This is a genomic window from Parafrankia sp. FMc2, assembly GCF_041008525.1.
Classification (GTDB): domain Bacteria; phylum Actinomycetota; class Actinomycetes; order Frankiales; family Frankiaceae; genus Parafrankia.
Genome location: NZ_JBFLUG010000130.1, coordinates 1 through 19,930, shown reverse-complemented (window position 1 = coordinate 19,930; position 19,930 = coordinate 1). Strand labels below are relative to the sequence as shown.

Annotated in this window: 16 protein-coding genes and 2 pseudogenes; 7 read left to right on the top strand and 11 right to left on the bottom strand. The window is 67.4% G+C overall.

Going from position 1 to position 19,930, the window contains the following annotated elements; translation table 11 throughout:
* Positions 1–697 (bottom strand): IS110 family transposase (locus AB1460_RS29150; RefSeq protein ID WP_368965295.1); only part of this gene is annotated, 697 nt, incomplete at its 3' end.
* Between the two features lie 169 nt (positions 698–866).
* On the opposite strand from AB1460_RS29150, the gene AB1460_RS29145 reads away from it, so the two are divergent.
* On the top strand, positions 867–1,577 hold the full coding sequence (locus AB1460_RS29145) for an IS6 family transposase (RefSeq protein WP_368965294.1): 711 nt from the start codon (positions 867–869) through the stop codon (positions 1,575–1,577).
* A 197-nt stretch (positions 1,578–1,774) separates the two neighbouring features.
* On the opposite strand, the pseudogene AB1460_RS29135 reads toward AB1460_RS29145, so the two are convergent.
* The 6 genes and pseudogenes from AB1460_RS29135 to AB1460_RS29110 all read right to left on the bottom strand — a co-directional run.
* Positions 1,775–1,888: pseudogene (locus AB1460_RS29135) on the bottom strand (IS6 family transposase); the annotation flags it as partial.
* Positions 1,889–1,979: 91 nt separating this feature from the next.
* A complete protein-coding gene (locus AB1460_RS29130; protein WP_368965293.1) occupies positions 1,980–3,290 on the bottom strand; it encodes a dihydrolipoamide acetyltransferase family protein in 1,311 nt (436 codons plus the stop codon).
* A 39-nt stretch (positions 3,291–3,329) separates the two neighbouring features.
* The gene (locus AB1460_RS29125; protein WP_071082436.1) at positions 3,330–4,319 is read right to left on the bottom strand and encodes an alpha-ketoacid dehydrogenase subunit beta; all 990 of its coding nucleotides are present in this window, start codon (positions 4,317–4,319) and stop codon (positions 3,330–3,332) included.
* A 36-nt stretch (positions 4,320–4,355) separates the two neighbouring features.
* Positions 4,356–5,423 (bottom strand): pyruvate dehydrogenase (acetyl-transferring) E1 component subunit alpha, encoded by a 1,068-nt coding sequence (gene pdhA, locus AB1460_RS29120; RefSeq protein ID WP_368965292.1) that lies wholly within the window; start codon positions 5,421–5,423, stop codon positions 4,356–4,358.
* A gap of 15 nt (positions 5,424–5,438) precedes the next feature.
* Positions 5,439–6,896 carry a dihydrolipoyl dehydrogenase gene (gene lpdA, locus AB1460_RS29115; RefSeq protein WP_368965291.1) on the bottom strand — a complete coding sequence of 486 codons (1,458 nt, stop codon included), beginning with the start codon at positions 6,894–6,896 and terminating at the stop codon, positions 5,439–5,441.
* Positions 6,897–7,102: 206 nt separating this feature from the next.
* Positions 7,103–8,272 (bottom strand): PucR family transcriptional regulator, encoded by a 1,170-nt coding sequence (locus AB1460_RS29110; RefSeq protein ID WP_368965290.1) that lies wholly within the window; start codon positions 8,270–8,272, stop codon positions 7,103–7,105.
* A gap of 622 nt (positions 8,273–8,894) precedes the next feature.
* Here AB1460_RS29110 and AB1460_RS29105 point away from each other — a divergent pair.
* A complete protein-coding gene (locus tag AB1460_RS29105) occupies positions 8,895–9,410 on the top strand; it encodes a hypothetical protein (protein ID WP_368965289.1) in 516 nt (171 codons plus the stop codon).
* Between the two features lie 311 nt (positions 9,411–9,721).
* Positions 9,722–10,306, top strand: coding sequence for a group II intron reverse transcriptase/maturase (locus AB1460_RS29100; protein WP_368965288.1), 585 nt, complete (start codon positions 9,722–9,724; stop codon positions 10,304–10,306).
* 198 nt (positions 10,307–10,504) lie between these two features.
* Here AB1460_RS29100 and pyk read toward each other — a convergent pair whose 3' ends face one another.
* A complete protein-coding gene (gene pyk / locus AB1460_RS29095; RefSeq protein ID WP_368965287.1) occupies positions 10,505–11,920 on the bottom strand; it encodes a pyruvate kinase in 1,416 nt (471 codons plus the stop codon).
* Positions 11,921–11,952: 32 nt separating this feature from the next.
* On the opposite strand from pyk, the gene AB1460_RS29090 reads away from it, so the two are divergent.
* Entirely contained in the window at positions 11,953–12,216 is a 264-nt protein-coding gene (locus AB1460_RS29090; RefSeq protein ID WP_368965286.1) for an integrase core domain-containing protein, read from the top strand.
* A gap of 5 nt (positions 12,217–12,221) precedes the next feature.
* Here the strand turns inward: AB1460_RS29090 and AB1460_RS29085 are convergent, their stop codons facing one another.
* The 3 genes from AB1460_RS29085 to AB1460_RS29075 all read right to left on the bottom strand — a co-directional run bounded on the left by AB1460_RS29085 (position 12,222) and on the right by AB1460_RS29075 (position 16,558).
* A complete protein-coding gene (locus tag AB1460_RS29085; RefSeq protein WP_368965285.1) occupies positions 12,222–13,493 on the bottom strand; it encodes an ABC transporter substrate-binding protein in 1,272 nt (423 codons plus the stop codon).
* Between the two features lie 302 nt (positions 13,494–13,795).
* Positions 13,796–14,713: a LacI family DNA-binding transcriptional regulator gene (locus tag AB1460_RS29080; RefSeq protein WP_368965284.1), complete on the bottom strand. Its 918-nt coding sequence runs from the start codon at positions 14,711–14,713 to the stop codon at positions 13,796–13,798.
* 309 nt (positions 14,714–15,022) lie between these two features.
* Positions 15,023–16,558, bottom strand: a complete 1,536-nt coding sequence (locus tag AB1460_RS29075) for a cation:dicarboxylate symporter family transporter (protein ID WP_420497404.1) — start codon at positions 16,556–16,558, stop codon at positions 15,023–15,025.
* Between the two features lie 174 nt (positions 16,559–16,732).
* Between AB1460_RS29075 and AB1460_RS29070 the strand changes: the two genes are divergently transcribed.
* The 3 genes and pseudogenes from AB1460_RS29070 to AB1460_RS29060 form a co-directional block, all read left to right on the top strand.
* The gene (locus AB1460_RS29070; RefSeq protein ID WP_368965282.1) at positions 16,733–18,544 is read left to right on the top strand and encodes an ATP-binding protein; all 1,812 of its coding nucleotides are present in this window, start codon (positions 16,733–16,735) and stop codon (positions 18,542–18,544) included.
* An 8-nt stretch (positions 18,545–18,552) separates the two neighbouring features.
* Positions 18,553–19,278, top strand: a complete 726-nt coding sequence (locus AB1460_RS29065; protein ID WP_368965281.1) for a response regulator — start codon at positions 18,553–18,555, stop codon at positions 19,276–19,278.
* A gap of 379 nt (positions 19,279–19,657) precedes the next feature.
* Positions 19,658–19,807: pseudogene (locus tag AB1460_RS29060) on the top strand (IS110 family transposase); the annotation flags it as partial.
* Positions 19,808–19,930 lie beyond the last annotated feature (123 nt).

Here is a 19,930-nt window from a genome sequence, read left to right as displayed (position 1 = left end):
CGGTGAGGGTTGCGGGTGGCAGGCCGAGGGGGGCGACCGGTGCGGCGCGGAGCCGGGCAAGGAGATCCGCGGGGGTCTTGCCTCCGCGGTAGGAGTGCCGCCGGGTGAACGCGGCCATCCGAGCTTCACCGAGACGCGCCGCTGCCTGCGGGGTGGGGTAGTCGGAGAGGAACGCCAACGCGATTGGTGAGGCCAACGAGCAGAACAGGTCTCGTGGGCCTGGCCAGTGGGCGTCGAGAGTGGCGGTGAGCTGGTTGGTTGCTGCGGTGCGGGCACGGACGTGGTCGTCGCGGAGCCGCACCAGGGCCTGCAGTTCACGCAGACCGGGATCGGTCGGGGCCAGTCGGCGCAGGCGATGGCCATCGGTGCGCAGGTAGTCGGCCAGTTTGTAGCTGTCACCCGGATCGGACTTCGCCCCGGAGGCTCCCCAGCGGGGGCGGGCCGCGTGGAACGATGTCGGATGTACCGGCACGACCGGATGTCCCGCATCGAGAAGACGGTCGACGACCAGTCCGCTGGTCCGCTCAATGATCACCGGTAGATCGTGGGGATCCCCGAACCGGCGTAGCCGGTGCAACGTCGAGATCCACCCGGACTCGGTATGGGAGAACGCCCACCGGTCCACGACGCTGCCGTCGTCCTCGAGCACCGTGACGTCGTGGGCCCGGCTCGCCCAGTCCCACCCGACGTAACGCAATCTGGCCTCCTGGTGAAGTCGATGCGACGACTCCCCAGGTGGTGAGGCCCAGTGCCGGTTCCTCATTGTTCGGCCCTCGACGGGGCATGTCTCTAACGCCGGTCCACGGGGGTCTGTTGCATCGGCGGAGTCCGCTGTCCCGCGGCCGTCGATCGGTCATGATCGAGTGATGCGTCGACGTCGTGCCTGTCCACCAGTCCCGACATCGGAGTTCGCGGGGTTTCGGTTCCCACCTGAGGTGATCATTCTTGCTGTCCGCTGGTACCTGCGATACGCCCTGTCGTACCGGGATGTAGAGGAGCTGCTGGCCGAACGCGGCCTCGAGGTTGATCACGTTACGGTCTACCGGTGGGTCCAACGCTTCACGCCCTTGTTGGTCGACGCCGCGCGGTCGTGTCGGCACCGTCCTGGGGACAGGTGGTTCGTCGACGAGACCTACGTCAAGGTCGCCGGCCACTGGACCTACCTGTACCGGGCGGTTGACCAGCACGGGCAGGTCATCGACGTCCTCGCCAGCACCCGCCGTGATCAGGCTGCGGCACGCCGGTTCTTCACCGCGGCGTTGTCTCACGGCCGCCGGCCGGTCGAGGTCACCACCGACAAGGCCCCGGTCTACCCGCGGATCCTCGACGAGCTGCTCCCCGAGGCCTGCCACGTCGACGCCGCGCGGGAGAACAATCGGATCGAATCCGATCACAGCCGGTTGAAAGCCCGGCTCCGCCCGATGCACGGCCTGAAACGGCTGCGTTCCGCCCAGACGATCAGCGCAGGGCATGCGCTGGTCCAGAACATCCGCCGCGGCCACTACGAACTCGGGATCGACACCGACCCGCACGCACGGCTGACAGCCGCGTTCACCGAACTCACCCTCGCGATCTGATCACCCGCTCGGCAGGGTCGACCATGCCCTGCCATCCCGCAATGCAACAGACCCTCCGCCGCGGCCACTACGAACTCGGGACCGACACCGACCCGCACACACGGCTGACAGCCGCGTTCACCGAGCTCACCCTCGCGATCTGATCACCCACTCGGCAGGGTCAGCCATGCCCTGCCATCCCCCAATGCAACAGACCCCGACAGGGCGTATCGCAGGTACCAGCGGACAGCGAGAATGATCACCTCAGGTGGGAACCGAAACCCCGCGAACTCCGATGTCGGGACTGGTGGACAGGCACGACGTCGACGCATCACTCGATCATGACCGATCGACGGCCGCGGGACAGCGGACTCCGCCGATGCAACAGACCCCCCTGCCTTCCCACAATGCAACTGACTCCTTTCAGCTGACGATCCGGAGTGGGGTCTCGAGCATCCTTGCGAGGTCCTGGAGGAACCGGGCGCCGGTCGCGCCATCGATTGCGCGATGGTCTGCGGACAGCGTCAGCCGCAGGATCGCGCGCGCTACCATCTCGCCGTCAACGATCCGCACCTCCTGGGTGGCGGCGCCTACCGCGAGGATCGCGGCCTCGGGCGGGTTGATGACGGCCGCGAACTGCTCGATGCCGAACATCCCGAGGTTGGAGATCGTGAAGGTGCCACCGCTCATGTCAGCGGGTTGCAGGCGGCCGGCGCGGGCGCGCTCGGCGAGCTCCCGGCCGATGGTGGCGATCTCAGACACCGGCCGCCGGTCGGCGTCGGTGATGACCGGCACCACCAGTCCCGATTCCACCGCAACTGCGATGCCCAGGTTGATCCGCCGGTGCCGGCGCAGGACGTCCCCACCGAAGGACACGTTGACGGACGGGTTAGCGCGGATCGTTGTCGCGACGGCTTTGACGATGAGGTCATTGATGCTCAGCTTGGGCCCACCGGTCGCGGCCAGAGTCTCGTTGAGGGTCGTGCGGAAGGCCGTGAGTGCCGTGAGGTCGACTGCGCGCGTGAGGTAGAAGTGCGGAGCCTGCTGCTTGCTCTCGGTCAGCCGCTTCGCGGCCACTCGCTGTATCCCGGACAGTGGGAGCTCGTCGACATCCGCCTCGGGTGCCGGGGACCGCGCGGCGTCGCGTGCCGTCGGGGTTCCGTTCGGAGCCGGGCGCACCGGTTCGGGCAGGATGATGCCGTTGCTCCATATGGTGTCGGCCACGTGTTCCACATCGACGCGTACGATCCGTCCCCCGGGGCCTGTGCCGACGATGTTGGCGAGGTCCACGCCCCGCTCGGCCGCAATCTTGCGGGCTAGCGGTGAGGAACGGGGACGGTCTGCACGGCTGTCCCCCGCGCTGTCGGCGGAAGCTCCGGCGCCGTCAGTACCGCCTGTGGTGTCCGTGCGCCCGTAGGTGGTCGAGGCGGGTGAGGCCGGGCCGGGGGCGGTGTTCGACGCCGGCCCGCCCGACGAGTCGGGGGACGACGCCGTGCCGGTTCCGTCGCCGATCACCGCGATGGGAGTGCCGATCGGCACTCGGCCGCCCTCATCGACGAGGATCCGCTCTAGGACGCCGTCGTCGTACGCCTCAAGCTCCATGATTGCCTTGTCGGTCTCGACCTCGACGAGTATCTCACCGCTGGTGATCTTGTCGCCGACCTGCTTGCGCCACAGCGCTATCAGGCCGTCCTCCATCGTGTCGGACAGGCGGGGCATCGTGATCTCGGGCATGGCCCTTCCTCGGATACTCGGCGTCGGTCGGCGGAGGTGTCAGCGGCGGCCGACAGCGTGCAGGGTTTCGCGCGCCGCGGTGAGGACCGAGTCGACCGACGGTAGTGCGGCGTCCTCGAGCGACTTTGCGTAGGGGAGCGGCACCTCGGCCGCAGCGACGCGACGCACGGGCGCGTCGAGGTGGTCGAAAGCGCCCTCGGAGATCGAGGCGGCGACCTCGGCCCCAATGCCGTACGTGAGCCAGTCGTCCTCGGCGACGACAGCGCATCCGGTCCTGCGCACCGAGCGGACGAGTGTCTCGCGGTCCAGCGGGCGCAGCGACCGCAGGTCGACGACCTCGGCTGACACGCCCTCGGCAGCCAGTTTCTCGGCGGCATCGAGGGCGACGGCCGCCATCCGGGAGTAGCCGATGAGGGTGATGTCGGTGCCCGGTCGGGTCACCGCGGCTCTGCCGATCTCCGCCGTCGGCAGATCCTCGGGCACCTCGCCCTTGACGTTGTAGAGCGCGAGGTTTTCGAGGAACAGCACGGGATCGTCGTCGCGGATCGCGGTTCGCAGCAGGGCCTTCGCGTCGGCTGGGGTGCTCGGGGCGACGACCTTCAGACCCGGGACGAACGCGTAGTAAAGCTCGATGTTCTGCGAGTGCGTGGCGCCGAGTTGCTGCCCGCCGCCACCCGGCGTGCGGATGACCATCGGAACGCTCGTCTGCCCGCCGAACATCCCGTAAATCTTCGCCGCATGGTTGACGATCTGGTCAATGGCGATGAGCGAGAAGTTGATCGTCATCAGCTCCACAACCGGGCGCAGTCCTAGCATCGCCGCCCCGATCGCGGCCCCGACGAAGCCCTCCTCCGAGATCGGGGTGTCCCGGACCCGCTTGTCGCCGAACTCGCCGAGCAGACCTTCGGTGATCTTGTATGAACCCTCGAAGACGCCGATCTCCTCACCGATCAGGAAGACGTTGTCGTCCCGGATGAGCTCCTCGCGCAACGTGCTGCGCAGGGCCTCGCGGTAGGAGAGGACAGGCATGGGTGCTCCTTGCGGTACGGGGGCGGCCTGGATGGGTCAGAAGATGGGGTCGGCGGGGAGCCGCCGTGCCACGCTGGCCACCGGGGTTGCGTAGGTGTGGTCGAAAAGTGTCGAAACGTCCGGATGCGGGCTCGTGGCGGCGAAGGCGACCGCATCATCCGCGGCGGCCCGTCCCTCAGCGACGACGGTGTCGAGCTCGGCCTCGTCGAAGACGCGCGCGGCGGCCAGAGCGGCGCGGAAACGGACCAGCGGGTCGGCATCTCGGGCGGCCGCGACGTCGTCCGCGGAGCGGTACCGGGCGGGGTCGACGACGGAGTGGCCCTTGAGTCGTTTGCTCACCGCCTCAAGCAGGGCCGGGCGGCTCTCGGTGCGGGCCCGCTCAACCAGCCTCGCCGTGGCCGCGTGGACGGCGAGCACGTCCGCGCCGTCCACGCGTTCGCCGTGCATTCGGTAGGCCGAGGCACGCTTGAACAGCTCCGGCTCGGCCGAGGACCGGTCGACCGTCGTGCCCATCCCGAGGTCGTTGTTGACAACTAGGAAGACGATCGGCAGGTTCCACAGGGCGGCCAGATTGAGCGACTCGTGGAAGGCGCCGATGTTCGTGGTCCCGTCACCCATCTGGCAGAGGACGACCTCATCGCCCCCGCGGTATGCGACGGCCAGGGCAGCGCCGGTGGCGAGTGGTAGTTGGCCGCCCACGATCCCGTATCCGCCCAGCAAGCGGGCCTCGGTGTCGAACATGTGCATCGAGCCGCCCCAGCCCTTCGAGGTGCCGGTCGTGCGGCCGTACAACTCGGCCATGACCCGGCCCGGGTCGATGCCCTTCGCGATCGCGTAGCCGTGCTCGCGGTAGTTCGTGAAGAGGTAGTCGGTGGGGCGCAGTGCGGCCATCGTTCCGACCACGGTCGCTTCCTCGCCCAGGTTGAGGTGGCAGTAGCCGCCGATCCTGGCCTGGGTGTAGCCCTGCGCCGCGCGCTCCTCGAAGCGGCGGATCAGTGCCATCTGGCGCAGGTATTGACGCAGCGTATCCGGGTCCTCGGAGCTGATCGGTGCGTGGTCAATCGTCGTCGCTTCGTTCCGGCGGCGGGCGGTGCGGGTGGCCATGAGGTCCCCTCCGGTTCAGCGGGTTCGTGGCGGGTTCGCGTGCACGGGCAGGCCGAGCGCGACGAGCGCGGCCTCCATGCCGATCTCGCCGAGCGTGGGGTGGGCGTGGACCGTCTCTGCGAGCTCATCGAGCGTCGCCTCGAGCGTCAGGGCTAGCGCGCCCTCCGTGATCAGGTCGCTGGCAGACGGGCCGATGACGTGGACGCCCAGGATCTCGCCGTGAGCCGTACCAGCGACGATCTTCATGAAGCCCTCGGTACGGCCGAACGTACGGGAACGACCCAGGCCCGCGAAGGGGAAGGTGGCGACGGTGACGTCCATGCCCGCCTTCCGGGCGGCCGCCTCGTTCAGCCCGACGCTCGCGATCTCAGGGTGCGTGAAGGTCGCGGCGGGGACCACGCGGTAGTCCATACGGCGGTCGTGCCCGGCGACCACGTCCGCCGCGACGAGGCCCTGGTGCGAGGCGACGTGGGCCAGCATGGCCCGACCCGTCACATCGCCGATCGCGAACACGTGCTTGACATCGGTCCGCATCCGGTCGTCGACCGTTACGAAACCCCGCCGGTCGGTGGTGACCCCGGCCACGTCGAGCCCGAGGTCCCGGGTGTTGGGGACGCGACCCGCTCCCACCAGGACGACATCCGCCTCGATCAACCCGGGCTCCGGGCCGTCCACGACCACGCGCAGCGGTGCGGCCACCTCGATGGCGGAGACGGTTGAACTGGTGAGTACACCGATCCCACGCGAGCGAAAGGAACGGGCTAGGGCGGCGCCGATCGCTGCGTCCTCGGCCGGGACCAGGGTCGGTTGCATCTCGACCACGGTGACCGCGGCTCCGAACTCGGCGAAGAGGGTGGCCCACTCGGCTCCCACGGCACTGCCGCCGACGATTACGACGCGCTCGGGCACCTCGGTCAGGCCGAACGCACCGTCGGACGTGATCACACCCGGCAGGTCCGCGCCAGGCACCGGGAGCTCGGCGGGCCGTGAGCCCGTGGCGATGACGACATCGCGGGCGCTGACCGACCGGGTGGCCGTCATGCCCGTAGGGGGCGCGGCGTACAGGGGCCCCCCGGGCCCGAGCGGCGCGTCACCGACCTCGAGGATCTCGACCGAGGTCGGCCCCGTCATGCGGGCGTGGCCGGCGATTGTGGTGACGCTGTTAGCCCGCAGAAGTCCCGCCACGCCGTCGGCCAGTCCCTTGACGATGTCATCCTTACGGCGCCGGACGGCGTCATAGTCGACGGTCGGCTCGCCCGTGCGCACCCCGAACTCGTGTGCTCGGCGGACCACGTCGAACGCCTCGGCCGAGCGCAGCATCGCCTTGGTGGGGATGCAGCCCCAGTTCAGACACACGCCACCGGGGCGTTCCTTCTCCACCAACCCCACGGAGAGGCCGTGCTGGGCGGCCCTGATCGCAGCGACGTACCCCCCGGGTCCGCCACCGAGGACGAGCAGATCGAAATCTGGCATGCCGGTGAGCCCTTCGACGATGGTCACCGCAGGGGAAGACACACCGCCCGCGCTGAGGTCGAGTGTTCTTTATCCGGAGCGCTGGGACCATGCCGAAGTGCCCAGAGCTGGTGGTCGGCTTTTGTGCACCATGCCCAAGCGTCGACTCGCCCGCCGTCCGTCGACCCGCCCGCTCCGGATAGCGGCGTTCCGCCGACAGAGGCGTATCAGAAAGCGGGTGGCTCGGGAAGCTCCAGGGCGCTCAGCGCTAGCGACAGCTCGACGAAGGGTCGCCGGCCGTCGAGGCTCCGTCCGGTGAGGATTGCGACGCGGTGCAACCGGTTCAGTACGGTGTTGCGGTGACAGAAGAGTCGCTCGGCAGCCACCGAGGCTGACCGGTCGGCCTCGAGCCAGGCGGTCAAGGTGTCCAAGAGGGGCTTGGCTTCCTTGACAGGCAGGGCGAGTACCGGGCCAAGCCAGGTGTCGATGAGCCGGCGGCACAGCTCCGGGGAGCGGACGAGAAGGGATTCTGGGACACGTTCGTCGATGCTCACAAGGCCCGACGCGTTGACGGACACCGTGCTCAGCGCCAAGGTAGCGAGTCGATGACCCAGAGCAACGGCGGCCAGGCCGCCGTCGACGTGTGCGGCGGCCGCACGCACGCCCAGCGCCGCGCCCGTATCGGACGACAGACTCGAAAAGGACGACGTCTCGGGCAGTGGGACGACCCCGACGACCGTATCGGCCCGTTCATGCCAAATCGACCGGATACGGTGAGAGTCCAGCACCATCTGCGCGCGCCCGGCCGGTGACCGCTGCCCAGACAGGGCAGCAACTATTACCAGGTACCGCCCACCAACGGGCAGGTCGAGTTCGCCGGCTACGCGCTGCAGGAATGCCGCGTCGTCTGCACGCCCGGCCAGGAGATCCTCGAACACCGCGTGGCGCCGTCGCTCGGCCCGGCGTAGCTGGTCGAGCTGCATCTGCCGGTATGCCGTTGACAGCGACGAGGACATGCCATCGACGACGGTCCAGAGCACGGTCGCCGCTGGGCCAATGATCTCCGAGCTCGCCCCGGTACGCCGGGCCGCACGCAGCAAGCCCTCCCACACGACTCGCCCGCCTAGCCGGAAGGTTCGCAACATCACCTCCAGCGGGACGCCCTGCTCCGCCCGGGCGCGGCCAATGCCCACCGCCACTTCGTCGTCTGTTACGTCCGAGACCTCGCCTGCGATTCGTTCGAGGACTCGCCGCAGGTAGGCGCTGCAACCCCGACGCAGATCATCCACTGACACCGTGTCGTAGGCTGCGATCCAGGGACGGTCGCCCGCATGGACGGCGCCAACCAGCTCGTCGGTCAGTGCCTCCAGGCCAGCTAGACACTCGATGGCGAGCAACCGCGTCGCCGAAGCGGGAGATGCAGGGGCAGCAGCGGGTTCATCAAGGGCGGAGGTCGACGGTCTCGCCCCCTTTCCGCGGCTTGCCCAGCACGGCGTTTGCCTCCCGTCCCGACGCCAGGACGTGTAGTTCGCTCGGGTCACGGACGCGGATACGCGACGGGTGTCGCACCACGAGGCAGGCTGCACGCAGCTAGCGATCGCGCGGCCATTATACGCCTCAAGTCGATCGCGTCTGCGAGCTCCTGCTGCTCGACCTTCACGATCAGGCCGTCGGGCGCAAGGTCGAGCAGATGCCTGCTGATGCGCTGCTGCGCGACGCCAAATCGGATATGAGGGATTATTCGATCTTGGGAAGGTGCGGCACATCGGGCCGCAGTTAGGCCTGGTGATCAGACGACGAGGGCGAGCGGTGAGGAAGTGCTCGATCAACGGCTCTGTTCCACGTTGATCGGACACTCCCACCCTTGGCGCGGTGGCAGCGCACCTGACGAGGGTGTGGGTCGGGTAGTCGAGATGGCACGTGCGGCGGGTTGGGTTCTGTCCAAATGTTTCCGTCTTCAGTGGGGTGTGGGAGGGTCTGGGTCGGTATGGCGACGATCCAGGGCTGGTAGAGCTGCTGATGCGGAACGGGTGGTCGGGACGGCTCGCTGGGGCGTTCTCCGGCGACCCCGGGCTGATTAACCTCAAGGCGGCCGTCCGGGTGGCTGTCGTAGCCCCCGTGTTGCTGGCCGTTACCTATCTGGTCGGCGGGGACGTGCGGCTGAGCCTGTTCGCCTGGTTCGGCTCCTACGTCCTGTTGGAGTTCGTCGAGTTCACCGGGCCGGCTAGTGCCAGGCTGATGGCCTATGCTGCGTTCGCACTCGGCGCCGTTCCGCTTCTCGTCATCGGGACGCTGTCTTCCCGGTCGGCCTGGCTAGCGGTACCGGCGACTGCATTGGTTGCATGGGTTGTGCTATTTTCCGGGGTCCTCAACGCGTATTTCGCCGTCGCCGGACAGGCCACGCTGATGGCCTTTGTCCTGGCGGTCATGACGCCTGGCCCTGCGTCGGCCATTCCGGAACGGCTTGCCGGCTGGGGCATCGCCATGGTGGCAGCCGTCACCACGGCCATGGAGATCCCATTCCCACCTACGTAATCAGGGGGACAGCAGCATGCGAGGAGACGGCGGGCGTCGCGAAGGCGTCGAAGACGGGCCGCTGTTGAGCCCGCACGATATGGCGAAAGCTGGATTGCCTGAATCCCAATCTCCAGATGGTAGATGTGCGGACCCACCGGAATGACGTCGTTCCTCGGCTACGATATCGGCGCCCAGCACTCCGACACGAAGATCGCCCGGGGTCGCCGGTCGGTCAACGGAGCCATCGGGCTACGGGCCCCCCCCCAGAGGTGATCAGAAACAAATGTACCTAGTAAACCCGGCGCGGCGAACCCGCGCAACGGCCACAGATGCTCGACGACACCGACTACACGATCGTGTCGAAGTATCAGGCCGAGTACCGGGGCGTCGTTCAGTACTACCTGCTCGCCGGTGACGTCTACCAGCTCCAGAAACTGCGTTGGACCATGAAAACCTCCATGCTCAAGACCCTGGCAGGCAAGCACCGCTCCACCGTCAACACGATGGCCCGGAAATACAAGACCACCATGAAGACGGACCACGGACCGCGCACCTGCTTTCAGGTTACCGTCCAGCGCGACGGCAGGAAACCACTGGTCGCACGATTCGGCGGAATACCGCTACAACGGCAGAAAACGGTAGCCCTCGAAGACCGGGCGCTCGTCCTGAACACCGCCCGCGGCAACGAGTTGATCCACCGGATCCTCGCGGGCGCCTGCGAGATCTGCGGAGCAACGGACAGGGCGGAAGTCCACCACATCCGCCACCTCGCGGACCTCAACAGATCAGGACGACGCGAAAAAACGGCTTGGATCCGAGTCATGGCCATGCGACAGAGAAAGACACTCGTCACCTGCCGCCCCTGCCGCAAGGCCATCCACGCCGGCCGGCCTACCACGCAACCCACGGCATAACCATTGGAGAGCCCTTTGCGGTTAACGCCGCCCGGCGGGTTCGGCGGGGGGCCGACGGAAAAAGACCCACGAGAGTGGGCACCTCGCCGGCGGCCTACCCGACTCTGTGGGAGCCCGGGGGTGAGATCCCCCGGGCTACCCGACCGCTGATCGGACACTCCCGGCTGTGGGAGCCAGGGCACCGATCAGGATCTTCGATCAGATGGCCTCTCCGATGCGGTGCACCCGCATCGTGTTCGTCGTGCCCGCGACGCCGGGCGGCGTGCCCGCGACGACCACGACGAGCTCGCCGGGCCGACAGCGCTCGATCTGCTGTAGGGCGGTGTCAACCTGGCGGACCATCTCGTCCGTGCTCTCCGCGAACGGGACGAGGATCGTCTCGACCCCCCAGAACAGCGCCATCTGGTTGCGCACGCCGAGGATGGGGGTGAACGCGAGCACCGGGACGGAGCTGCGGTAACGGACCAGACGTCGGGCCGTGTCACCGCTGACGGTGTGGGCGACCAAGTACCGGGCCCCGACGGCCTCGCCGACACTCACCGCCGCCTGGGCGATGGCGCCACCGAGGGTGCGGGGCGCCGTGCGCAGCGGGGAGATGCGCCCGAGGTCGGCCTCGGCGGTCTCGATGATCCGCGCCATCGTCGCGACGGACTCGATCGGGTAGGACCCGACGCTCGTCTCGGCCGAGAGCATGATCGCGTCGGCGCCGTCGAGGACGGCGTTGGCGCAGTCGCTGGCCTCAGCCCGGGTCGGCCGGGGGGCGTTCACCATCGACTCGAGGACCTGGGTGGCGACGATGACAGGCTTGGCCCGCTCACGCGCCTGGCTCACGGCCCGTTTCTGGACGAGGGGGACGTCCTCGAGTGGCAGCTCGACACCGAGGTCGCCGCGGGCGATCATGAGGCCGTCGAAGGCCTCGATGATCCCGTCGAGTTCGTCGACGGCCTGTGGCTTCTCGATCTTCGCGAGGACCGGGACACGGATCCCGACCTCGTCCATGATTGCGCGGACCGCCGTGTAGTCCTCGGTGGACCGGACGAACGACAGCGCGATCATGTCGACGCCGAGCTTGAGGGCGAAGCGCAGGTCGTCGGCATCCTTATCGGACAGCGCCGGCACGGTCAGGGCCGCGCTCGGGATGTTCATGCCCTTGTTGTCGCTGACTTTGCCGCCGATCACGACCGTGGTGCGGACGTCGGTGTCCTCGACACCGTCGATGCGCAGGTTCAGCCGACCGTCGTCGACGAGGATGGTGTCTCCGGCGGAGACGTCGCGGGGCAGCCCGGCGTAGGTGGTGCCGACCTGCTCCTGGTTACCAAGAATGTCACGGACGGTGACCGTGAAGTGCTGTCCGGGCAGCAGCGTGACGCCGCCGTCGGTGAACCTCCCGAGCCGGATCTTGGGACCCTGCAGGTCGGCGAGGGTTCCGACGCTGCGACCGGAGGCCTCGGCGGCCTCCCGGACGAGAGCGTGAGCTGCTGCGTGTTGTTCGTGGGATCCGTGCGAAAAGTTGAGCCGGGCAATGTCCATCCCGGCGTCGACGAGGGCGCGGACCATCTCGGGCGAGTTGGTGGCCGGGCCGAGGGTGCAAACTATCTTGGCTCTTCGTGGCACGGTCAAATCCTAAGGGTATTCCGTAACCCCGGGTGCCGGGGCCCGAGGTTGTTAGTGGATCATTTTATAGTGCGGGCTATCTCCATTGCAGTACTAAGCGGACTCCGGTCGCGAACGCCTTCGCGGAATGCTGGGTCGGCACCGTCCGCCGCGAAGGCCTCGACTCCCTCCTCATCTTCAGCGAACGACACCTGATCGCCGTCCTCACCGACTACGTCGATCACTACCACCGGCCCCACCGGTCACTCCACCAACAGGGACCAAGTCCTACTAGCAGTAGTCGCCCGCACAGCTAACTCTCTCAGTCGTCTGTGGCTAGCCGCCTGCCGCACAGCGGCGTCGGGGTTACCTGCGCGAAATGGGTCCCATCGGGCGCGACCTGCACGAAGTGCAGACAGCGGATGATCTCGCCAACGCTTGTGCTGATGTTCAACGACGCGGGTAGCAGCCCCTCAGCGTCGTAGGCTTGAACGGACCGCAGGCCGCTGATGAACTCTGCGCGGGTCGGGCAGCCCCCCACCATGGCCAGTCCGCGCAGGTACATGTCGGCGGCGATCCAGCCCTCCGCTGCGAAGGTTTGATTCGGTGGCTGCAACTGAGGCGCATAGGCGGCCATGGCGTTGAAGAACCCGCGGTAGACGGGGGTGCTCACCTCAAACGGTGTGATCGGAAGATAGGAGTAGGTGCCCGCGATGGCGCTTCCCCAGTCGTGGAGCGCTCGGGGGTCGTAGCCGTCCGGTGGCACCAGAGCGACCCTGATTGCCGCACCGGCTGCTCGGGCCGCTGCCACGATCCGATAGGAGTTCTCAGCGTCCATGGCAAATACTACAGTGTCGGCTGCGGTGGCTTTGATCCGCTCGCCGATAACGGCGGGAACGAGCGTCAGGGCGCTGATCTCGTCGTTTCCAAGAATGGCTACTCCAGCAGCCTGCAGACTATCGGACATTCTCGTTGCGAGGATGTCTGAAGCCGCAGAGGATGCGTGCCTTAATATCAATGCACGACGGCCGCCTTGGGCTGCGACAAAATCGCCCCAGATGCTGACGGAAGAATTTTTTGCCATCATGTTCGTAAAGCTAAACATATTGTCGTTGGAGGCCCAGGTGGGATCCAGTGCTATACCCACGACCGGGATCCCAGAGTCGTGTAGAAGTGCTGACGAACCGTACGCCTCCGCGCTGGCCTCGACGATTCCAAATACCTCGTCCGTGGAGAGGAGATCTCGTGCCGAAGCAAGGTTGACCGCCGATGCCGACTCGTCGTCTCGCCACACGTATGTAACCCTGCGTCCGTGGACCCCTCCGGCCGCGTTCGCCACGCCCAGGCGGGCGTCGACGCCCGCCCTGAACGGCTGGGCCATCGATGCTCCCGCGCCACTCTCGGATATCAAGAGCCCAAGGCGGACCTCGCCAGCGGTGATTCCGGGAGTATCGCACGCCTGGCTGGTTGTTGACTCGCTGACTGGACTACAACCAGCGAGCACTAGCGCACCGCCAAGTAAGGCAGCGACCACAAAAAATGGCCGCCTTCTTTTAGAGATCTTCACGACACCTCGTTGCGGCGAATCTTGCATGACTGGGTGAACCGCAGCTTATCCCTGCGCTCCCTGTTCCATAGTGCTGAACGGCGTCGTGTCCGGCGCCTGGAAAAAAGTGCCTCGAGCCGGGCAGAATCGGCAGGAAGTCGGAAATCTTAGCCGGCGCATCGCATTTAACACGGAGGTTCCCTCCGACCGAGTCGGCGGTGCCGGAAGCGGGCGTACTCGCGCCACGATCATCCATAGGACAATCAGGGACGGGTGAACGGTATATCAGGTGACCCGCCTGTGTCAGGCTGGCGGACTGGAAGGGCCGCTGACCCCCTTGTTCTGGCCCATCACCATTCGTTGTTTGAGTGTGCAGCCGCAGGAGTCGCGGTGCATGGAACTGGGGGGGGGAGTCGTACCGTGCGTGGAGGTACCGTAGGGTCGGCGAGGCGTCGCATCAGCAACTCCACCGCGACGTTGCCCAACTCAACGCGTGGCTGGGCCATGGTGGTCAGCCGGGGCGAGAAGAGGTCGGCCCATTCGAAGTCGTCGAAGCAGGTAAGCGCGATGTCGTCGGGCACGCGCCGACCTGTCTCCCGTAGTGCCTGCATGGTCCCGATCGTCATGAGGTTGTTGGCGACGACCAGCGCGGTTGGCGGACTCGGCAGTGCTAGCAGGGTGTGGGCGGCTGCCCTGGCACCCTCGATCTGGGAACCGCCGCCGGCAACTAGTTTCTCGTCATAAGGCAGTCCGTGTCGGTCCAGCCCTCGTCGATAGCCGGCCAGTCGCTCGCGGGTGGTGGTGAGACCGTTCAGGCCTGCGATCATGCCGATTCGGTCGTGTCCCAGCTCTGCGAGGTGCTCGACGAGCTGCGCGCTCGGCTCCTCGTTGTCTGGTCCGACCTGATCGAACTCGGCTGACGCCAGCCGGTCGATGAGTACCGTCGGCACGGAGCTCGCAGCGAGGTGCTCAAACGCCAGCTGACTGTCACCGCCGGCCGGTACGATGATCAACCCGTCGATCCGACGTTGAAGAAGCGCCCGGAGGGCCCGGAGCTCATGCTCGGGGTCCTCGCGCGAGTCGGCGAGTATCAGGGTGTAACCGGTGGCAGACACGTTCGTCTCGATCGCGTGGATCACGTCGGTGAAGTAGGGGTTGGTGATCACCGGGATGGACAGGCCGATCAGCCCGCTACTGGCCGTGACGAGCGCCCGTGCGATCGTGTTCTGTGTGTAGCCGGTCTGTTCGATCGCTGGAACCTGCCTCACCTCATGCTGACAGATAGGGGCGCCGGGGGCGGGTGGACCGACAGCCCGATGAGGGGGTGGCACAGACGCCAGCGGCCCGCGGCGTGGCTGTAGGGAGATCACGGGACGGGAGGCCTCGCGGCACGAGGGTGCCGAGGACGGCGTCTGGAAAAGACCATACTGATCTACCCGCGTCGGCCAGCGGAGTCCGGCGAGCATCGCCGCTGGCCGACCTGGGTGCGGAGCGTCTGCCTGATCGAACGTTCCTTCTCGGACGCGCTCTCACCGACATACCTTTCCGGACTGCCGCCGCTCGTCGACTGTCTCGGGCTACTTCGCCGTCGCGCCGGGCGTGGCGGCGCCGGAAGCGGTGAGCGGAGTCCCACCGTGTGTGGATATGCCCTGGCTGAGGGCATCGACCCCGCCGTAGGCGGCATCGGTGGCGCCGTTGTCGGATGCGTCGCGCTGAGGGCCGGAGCCGGCGATGGTGGCCGGCTCATCCACGTCGGCGAGCAGTGAGACCTCGTCGAAGGGGATCTCGCCGCGCAGCACCTTGTGGGCGCGTTCGTGATCGAGCTCGCCGGTCCACGCACCGAGCAGGACGGTCGCGACCGAGTTGCCCACGAAGTTGGTGATCGCGCGCGCCTCGGACATGAACCGGTCGATGCCGACGATCAAGCCGACGCCGTCGACCAGCTCGGGACGGTGCGACTGAAGGCCGCCAGCCAGGGTGGCCAGACCCGCGCCGGTGACCCCGGCGGCGCCCTTGGCCGCGATCATCATGAAGAGCAGCAGGGAGATCTGCTCGCCGACGGACATCGGCTGCCCGGTGGCGTCCGCGACGAACAGTGAGGCCATGGTGAGGTAGATGGCCGTGCCGTCGAGGTTGAAGGAGTAGCCGGTCGGCACGGCGATGCCGACGACCGGGCGGGCGACGCCCAGGTGCTCCATCTTGGCGATGAGGCGGGGCAGCGCCGACTCCGACGACGAGGTCGAGAGGATGAGCAGCAGCTCCCGGGAGAGGTAACGCAGCAGGGAGAAGATCGAGATACCGGCGACGGTCCGCAGCAACAGACCTAGCACGATCACTATGAAGATCAGGCAGGTCGCGTAGAAGCCGAGCATGATCTGCAGCAGGCTGGTGATGGCCTCCCAGCCGGTGGATCCGACCACCGCCGCGATCGCGCCGAAGGCGCCGATGGGTGCCAGCCACATGATCATCACGAGGACGCGGAAGACCAGACGCTGGACATGGCGGATGCCTCGAAGCACCGGCTCACCCGCGGAACCCATCGCCTGCAGGGCGAACCCGACCAGCAGCGCGATGAGCAGGGTCTGGAGCACCTCGCCTGCGGTGAGGGCCGAGAGCAGGCTCGTCGGGATGATCCCGAGCAGGAAGTCGACCGTGCTTGTATGAGTGCCCTTGGCCTGGGCCGCTCCCGCGGCTGCCTGGGTCACGCTCAGGTACAGGTTGGACCCGGGATGGATGATGTTGCCGACGACGAGGCCAATGGCCAGCGCCACGGTGGACATGAGCGTGAAATAGCCGAGCGCTAACCCGCCGACCTTGCCGACCTGCGTGGCCTGACGGACGGATCCGATGCCGAGCACGATTGTACAGAAGATCACCGGGCTGATCATCATCTTGATCAGGCTGATGAAGCCGGCGCCCAGCGGCTTGAGGTCCTTGCCGACGCCAGGAGCCAGCATGCCGAGCGCAGCGCCCAGCACGACGGCGGCGATGACGCTGAGGTAGAGCAAGTGCGTACGATCGCGCCTGGTTCCCGGCTCGGGGGGCGGGGTCCCGGGAGCGCCAGCCGTGTGGGGTCCGGCTCGGTTGATATGTGCCCGGTTGATCTGCACCATGGGTTCTGTGTCCTCCTGATCCCGGATGTGACCGGTGGGTGGAGCGTGGCCGGGTATGGCACCGCCGGCCGGGTTCGACGCGGCCGCGTGCGCCGCGATGATCGGCCGAGTCCGGTCAGCACAGGGTGGATCGTGGAGTGACACGAGTCACTGTTGTGTTCATTATGTTCGTCCATGACGGGAACTAACGGTTTCGTGGACTGTCGGCTTAGACGTCCTAGAGTTCACGGAAACCTGGCGTTACAGATCTTCGGCCTGCAGGTGCTGGTGATCGTGGTCGTGGCGGTGGCTTCGGTGGCCGCTGCCTACGTGCAGGCGCAGCGCGCAACCCTGGGTGCGGCGACTGAACGCACCGTTTCGATCGCGCAAAGTGTCGCCGCGTCCCCGGCTGTTCTGGCGGCGCTTCACGACGCCGCCCCGTCCCGCCTGCTCGCTCCCTACGCCGAGGACGTACGCTTCCGTACCGGTACCGACTTTGTGGTCGTGATGAACGTCGACCGCATCCGTTACAGCCATCCGAACACGGACGAGGTCGGCCGCCGCTTCCTCGGTCATGTGGAACCCGCGCTCGCCGGCGGCGTGCTGACCGAGACCTACACCGGCACGCTCGGGCCGTCCGTGCGGGCCGTGGTCCCGGTGTTCGATATCGGTGGCGACGACGCCGGTTCGGCGGGCGGGTCGGGTGCGATGGCCTCCTCCTCCGCCGCCTCCGGGAAGGTGTTGGGTCTGGTTTCGGTGGGTGTCACCCGCTCCGTGGTGAGTCGGGAGCTGCACCGTGAGTTGCCCGCGCTCGGCTTGGCCGGCGTCGCCGCGCTCGGCTTGGCCGCCGTGGGCACCGGATTGGTCAGCAGCCGGCTGCACCGCCAGACTCACGGCCTCGGACCGGTGGAGTTGAACCGGATGTACGTGTACTACGACGCCGTGCTGCACGCTGTGCGCGAGGGTCTGCTGCTACTGGACCGTGCCGGCCGGCTGGCTCTCGTCAACGACGAGGCGCGCCGGCTGCTAAGGCTGGGGGAAAGCGCGCCCGCCACGACAGTCCGGCTTCCGTCTCCACTGACGGAGGTACTCGCCGAAGGCAGAGAGCGCACCGACGAGATTCACCCCGTCGGCGACCGCATCCTCGTCGTCAACCAGGCCCGGGCCTGCTGGGCCGGCGAAGATCTGGGCACGGTCGTCACGTTGCGCGACCACACCGATCTGCAGGCGCTGACCGACGAGGTCGACTCGGTCCGCGGCTTCGCCGAGGCGTTGCGCTCCCAGGCCCACGAGGCGGCGAACCGGTTGCACGTCGTCGTATCCCTCATCGAGTTGGGTCGGCCGCGCCAGGCGTTGGAGTTCGCCACCGAGGAGCTGGCCCTCTCTCAAAAGCTGACGGACCGGATCGCCGCTTCCCTTGCCGAACCCGTGCTCGCCGCGCTGTTGCTCGGCAAGGCAGCGCAGGCGAGCGAACGCGGCGTCGAGTTGATCATCGCCGACGACATCGAGGTGCCGGAGGGGCTGTTCGAACCGCGGGACCTGGTGACGATCGTCGGCAACCTGATTGACAACGCTCTCGATGCCGCGCTGGACGCGCCGGCGCCGCGCTGGGTGCGGGTCCAGGCCCGTCTCGTCGATGCCAGCCTCGAGCTGCACCTCGCCGACAGTGGCTCCGGACTCGCGCCCGAGGACGCCGCCGCGGCTTTCCGCCGCGGCTGGTCCACCAAGAGTGACGAACGGCTGGTCGGCCGCGGGCTCGGTCTCGCTCTCGTCGGGCAGACCGTGCACCGTCACGGCGGTCAGATCGAGGTGACCCACGAGCAGGGCGCCGGGTTCACCGTGCGGCTGCCCGTCCCCGCCACCGGCCCGTCTGCCGCGTCCCCCCCCACTTCGGCCGCCGCATCGCCCGCTGCGACTGCCACCGTGATCACCGAGGTGGTCGTCTCGCCGGGTGTACGCGGGCCGCTGGGGCCGTATCCTGACACCGGATGGGAGAGTAAGCTGTGATCGCTGCGATGGGAACGCTCAAGGTGCTGGTGGTCGAAGACGACCCGGTGGCCGTCGACGCGCACGCCGAGTACGTGACCCGAGTGCCCGGTTTCGGTCTCGCCGGCCAGGCCGCCACCGGCACCGACGCGCTGCGGCTGCTCGCCCACCGCGAGATCGACCTAGTCCTGCTCGACATGCGCTTACCCGACCTGCACGGCCTCGACGTGGTCCGGCGGATGCGAGCGAGTGGGAACCAGACGGACGTCATCGCCGTGACCGCGGCCCGCGACCTCACCGTGGTGCGCGGCGCGGTCTCCCAGGGGATCGTGCTGTACCTGTTAAAACCTTTCCTGTTCGCGACCTTCCGCGACAAGCTGGAGCGTTACCAAGCCTTCCGCACCTCCCTGGCAGCCGGTGGCGCCGTGGCTGGCCAGCACCAGGTCGACCAGATGCTGGCCAGGCTGCGCGGGGCGGATGTGCCCATGTTACCCAAGGGGATGAGCCTTGATTCCTTGAATACGGTGGTCGACCTGCTGCGTGCATCTGGGCAGGGAATCTCGGCGGGGGAGGCGGCCACCGCACTGGGCATGTCGCGGGTCACCGCCCGACGGTACCTGGAGCACCTTGTCAACGCCGAGCTGGTGGAGCGCCGCGCTCGCTACGGCGGGACCGGCCGGCCGGTGCTCGAGTTCCAGTGGATCCGGCCGTCGGCAGTCGAATCCACACCTACTCTCACGCCCGCCGATCAATAATCACATACCGTGACCCGGGTTGTGTCGACGACTCGTGACTGAAGTCCCAGGGCTCCGGCGAGGTAACTAACCGCTTTGATTCGCTACAAGCTGTGACGGGCAGGCTGAGTGCCGTGTTGCGATCCGCGGCGACCGGCACTAATGGGACGTACCGGGTCGCGATACGGCAGGCTCGGTGCCGGTAGCCGCCGGTGGGTGAGCACTCTTGGGCACAGGGCCTGCGAGCCCTAGCAACAGACCGTGCCCCTGCCGGTGGTCGGGAGAGCGAACTACCGATGGGATGTCGTGGCCGTCGATCGTGACGTGACCACTTGACCATGAGGGCGTGGCCGATCTCCCGTGGGCTGCTGGTTGTGCTGCCGGCGCGGAGGAGGCCTGGGTGCTGTTCGTCGGGGATGACTGGGCGGAAGATCATCACGATGTGGAGGTGCAGGACGAGACCGGTCGGCGGCTGGTGAAGGCGCGGCTGCCAGAAGGGCTGGTCGGGATGACCCGGTTACACGAGCTCGTCGGTGCGCACCTGGCTGAACCGCCCCGGGTCGGATGGAGGCTTGATTCTCTGAGAGGATCGAGTCATGGCACGTCCTTCCCCTTACCCCGCCGAGCTGCGGCGTCGTGCGGTCCGGATGGTCGCCGAGGTCCGTCCCGACTA

What these genes read in the sequence shown, in the direction of transcription:
- AB1460_RS29125 (WP_071082436.1), bottom strand. Translation starts at nt 4,319, where the DNA reads ATGCCTGTCCTCTCCTACCGCGAGGCCCTGCGCAGCACGTTGCGCGAG.
- AB1460_RS29075 (WP_420497404.1), bottom strand. Translation starts at nt 16,558, where the DNA reads ATGGTGCAGATCAACCGGGCACATATCAACCGAGCCGGACCCCACACG.
- AB1460_RS29145 (WP_368965294.1), top strand. Translation starts at nt 867, where the DNA reads ATGCGTCGACGTCGTGCCTGTCCACCAGTCCCGACATCGGAGTTCGCG.
- AB1460_RS29070 (WP_368965282.1), top strand. Translation starts at nt 16,733, where the DNA reads ATGACGGGAACTAACGGTTTCGTGGACTGTCGGCTTAGACGTCCTAGA.
- lpdA (WP_368965291.1), bottom strand. Translation starts at nt 6,896, where the DNA reads ATGCCAGATTTCGATCTGCTCGTCCTCGGTGGCGGACCCGGGGGGTAC.
- AB1460_RS29130 (WP_368965293.1), bottom strand. Translation starts at nt 3,290, where the DNA reads ATGCCCGAGATCACGATGCCCCGCCTGTCCGACACGATGGAGGACGGC.
- pdhA (WP_368965292.1), bottom strand. Translation starts at nt 5,423, where the DNA reads ATGGCCACCCGCACCGCCCGCCGCCGGAACGAAGCGACGACGATTGAC.
- AB1460_RS29105 (WP_368965289.1), top strand. Translation starts at nt 8,895, where the DNA reads ATGCGGAACGGGTGGTCGGGACGGCTCGCTGGGGCGTTCTCCGGCGAC.
- AB1460_RS29065 (WP_368965281.1), top strand. Translation starts at nt 18,553, where the DNA reads ATGGGAACGCTCAAGGTGCTGGTGGTCGAAGACGACCCGGTGGCCGTC.
- AB1460_RS29085 (WP_368965285.1), bottom strand. Translation starts at nt 13,493, where the DNA reads ATGCAAGATTCGCCGCAACGAGGTGTCGTGAAGATCTCTAAAAGAAGG.
- AB1460_RS29100 (WP_368965288.1), top strand. Translation starts at nt 9,722, where the DNA reads ATGCTCGACGACACCGACTACACGATCGTGTCGAAGTATCAGGCCGAG.